The sequence below is a fragment of the Enhydrobacter aerosaccus genome (assembly GCF_900167455.1).
GTDB classification, from domain to species: domain Bacteria; phylum Pseudomonadota; class Alphaproteobacteria; order Reyranellales; family Reyranellaceae; genus Reyranella; species Reyranella aerosaccus.
The window spans coordinates 28,730-32,257 of the sequence record NZ_FUWJ01000022.1; the positions used below are offsets into that span (position 1 = coordinate 28,730).

At 66.8% G+C, this 3,528-nt stretch carries 2 protein-coding genes; both read left to right on the top strand.

Going from position 1 to position 3,528, the window contains the following annotated elements; genetic code table 11:
• Positions 1-350 (top strand): autotransporter outer membrane beta-barrel domain-containing protein (locus B5D62_RS32445; protein ID WP_139374219.1); only part of this gene is annotated, 350 nt, incomplete at its 5' end.
• Positions 351-376: 26 nt separating this feature from the next.
• Positions 377-3,528, top strand: a 3,152-nt coding sequence (locus B5D62_RS33615) for an autotransporter outer membrane beta-barrel domain-containing protein (RefSeq protein WP_085938249.1), incomplete at its 3' end; no start/stop codon positions are given.

The window sequence follows — 3,528 nt, forward strand, 5'->3', positions numbered from 1 at the left end:
ACCTGACGGTGGCGCCGCAGACGACCAACTCGCTGCGCTCGGTGCTGGGGGCGCAGCTGGCGGGGACGGCGCAGCTGGGCTGGGGCGAGCCGCTGGCGCTGCAGGTCAAGCTGGGCTGGAGCCACGAATATGCCTCCACCTCGCTGCCGGTGTCGGCGACGCTGGCGGGAGCACCGTCGACCTCGTTCACGACCTACGGCCTCTCGCCCCAGCGCGACGGCCTGCTGGTGGGGATGGGCGCCAGCACCGCCATCGCCCAGGCCACCTCGCTCTACGCCCGCTACGAGGGCCTGCTGTCCGGCTCCGACTCCAGCCACGCCTTCACCGCCGGCGTCAGGATGACGTGGTAGCCACCCGAGATCAGAGAAGCGAGGCGATGTCGCACGTTCAGGAATACCCGCTGCGGCCTGGCATCGTCACGACCGTGCTGCTCTCTCTGCGGAGCCGGTGGGCTGCCCGCAGATCGATGCAACGAATTGCGACGGCCCTTGTCGGGTTCGCGCTAGCCTGCAGCGCGAACCCTGCCGCGTTCGGCCAGACAGGCACGCCGACGCAGTCGACCAATATCCCGCTGTCATATGTCTACGACCGCAACACGAACCAGCCGCGCCTCGAGATCAATGTCGGCATCAATGGTGGCCCGGCACAGCCTTATCTGTTCGACACCGGATCGACGCTGTTCAACGCGGCCTACAATCCCAACACCTGGAATAATTTCGCTGGGGCAACCGTTCCAGCCTCCACTGTCGCCAACGGCAACGGAGTTCAGCTTTGCTACTCCGGCAGCACGCGCGACAGCTGCCGGGGGTATACCGGCAATATCGTCCAGGTACCGACGCTCAGTTTTTATGCGGCGGGTTCGGCGACGCCGGCGGCTACGTTCACCGCCTCCCCGGGATTTCAGATCAACGCCGTCTACAGCTACACCGACCCCAGTATCGGCATTAACGACAGCTTTCCGAGCTACTTCAACAATCCGTCCGCAGGTCCGCCTCAGGAAGGATTGTTCTACGGCGTGTTTGGAGCGCGCGACGCGGTCGACTTGCTGAACAAGGGGTGCTCGGGATCGACCTGCTACGTCTCTGGAGGCGTGCTCGGGCAGACAATCGTGTCCGGCGCAGTGAGTCAGGGCTACATCGTGGCGGCCAATGGCCAGCCCAATCCGGCTAATCCTTACGCTTCCCACGGCTCGAATACGCCGTACGGTACCCAGACCGTCACGATCGGCGGCCAGACCCAGCCGGTCACATCATGCAGTCCGTGTGTGACCGTCGGTTTGACGCCACAGCTCATCGGCCAGTTCGCGCCGGTCGGCCTGCCGTCGCAAAATCCGGCGCTTTCCGGCTTGGTGCCATGGACTTCGTCGACGTCGGCGACGCCTTCCTTTCCCAATCCCTACGGCAGCGGCACCGGCAACAATTCAGCGCCAACAGATGGCGCGAATTTCACGGTGGCGCTGACGACTGGCGGTTCGACGACGACCTTTACGGTTCCCGGATTGCTGGACACTGGGACGAGAAACTTCGAGTTGAACGGCAACTATCCCAGCGCGACCACGGGCAGGATCTCGATCGTCGGCGCGACTCCGAGCGGCGCCTCGATCCCCGGCCTGCCAACTTCGACTTCGACGCTGACCGACGGTCCTGCCTACACCGTCGAGAGTGGTGGAAGCAATCCAAGCAACACCATCGGCATCCCCTTCTTCATGCAGAACTCGGTGATGTTCGATCTCAGCGATCGCGTCATCGGCTACACCTATTATTTCGTCACCGACGCCAACCTGGTGACGACAGCCGGCGGTCCGCTGATCGTGGATAGTTCCAACGTGCCGCTGGGCCTGGCGGGCGTGATCTCGGGACCGGGTGGCGTGCAGATCGGCAATGGCGGCGACGTGCAGCTGAGCGCCACCAACACCTACACCGGGGCGACGCAGATCGCCTCGGGTGGGCAGCTGCTGATATCGGGTCCCGGAAGCATCGCCGCATCGAGTGGCGTCGCGAACGACGGCATCCTCGATATCTCTCGCGCCTGGGCGCCGGTCAGCATCAATGCGCTCACCGGCTCGGGCACGACCTATCTCGGCGCCAACACCCTGGTCCTCACCAACGCCAGCGGCACCTTCTCGGGCAGGATCGAGGACAGCGGATTCTATCCAGGCCGCGGTGGCGGCCTCACCATCGCCGGCGGCACGCAGGGCCTGAGCGGCGCCAACAGCTATAGCGGCGCGACCACGGTCCAGGCCGGCGCCCGGCTCAACCTCGTCGGCTCGGGCAGTATCGTCGCCTCGAGCGGTCTCGCCAACGACGGCACCTTCGACATCTCTGGCGTGACAACCTCGGGCGCCGGTCTCCAGGCGCTGACCGGTTCGGGGCGGGTCGATCTCGGTGCCAAGAACCTCGTCCTCACCAATGCCAGCGGCACCTTCTCCGGCATCATCGCCGATGGTGGCAACGGCGGTGGCCTTGTGCTCCTCGGCGGCTCGCAGACCCTGAGCGGCGCCAATACCTATAGCGGGCAGACGATGGTGGCGGGCGGGCTGCTTACGCTGACCGGCAGCGTGGCCGGCGACGCGAGCGTGGGCAGCGGCGGCGGGCTCGCGGGCACCGGCACCATCGCGGGCAGTCTTACTAATGCCGGCATGGTCGCGCCGGGTGGTCCCTATGGCGCGCTGAGCGTCGGCGGCAACTACACGCAGGCGGCCGGCGGCACGCTCTACACGCAGGTCAATCCGGCGGGGCAGAGCGGTCAGCTTTCGATTGCGGGCACGGCCAACCTCCAGGGCGGCACGGTATTGGCGAATGTCCTGCCCGGCACTTACGGCGCACGCACGACCTATACGATCGTCCGCGCCAATGGCGGCGTGACCGGCACGTACGCTTCCGTGGTGGGTGGCACCCAGTTCCTCACCCCGAGCCTCAGCTACGACGCCAACGACGTCTATCTCACCCTGCAGGTGGGCAACTTCAACTCAGCGGCGCAGACGCCGACGCAGCTCGCGGTGGCGAACGCGCTCAATGTCGGGGCGACGACGGCGAGCGGCGACTTCTCGACCGTGCTGGGCACGCTGGCGACCCTGAACCCGGCGCAGATGCCGGCAGTGCTGAACGCCTTGAGCGGTCAGAACTACGCGGCCTTCTCGACGTCGATGACGCAGGCGGCGCAGATGTTCATGAACAGCTTCCTGTCCCAGGCCGGCGGCGGCAGCCGCAGCAATGGCGGTGGCAGCCGCGTGGCGCTGGCGGAAGCCTGCGACGTCGAGAGTGCCTGCGATACCACGGCGCCGGCCAGGTGGGGCGCCTGGGGCGGCGGTGTCGGCGGCGTCGGCTCGGTCGGGGCCGGCACCGGCACGGGGGCGGTGACCTACAATCTCGGCGGCTTCGCCGCCGGCCTCGACCGGCGGATCACCGAGACGGTGCTGGCCGGCGTGGCGGTGGGCTACACGTCGGGCCAGCAATGGGTCAGCGGCTTCAGCGGCTCGGGCCTGTCCAACAGCTACCAGGTGTCGCTGTACGGCAGCTACTCGGACGG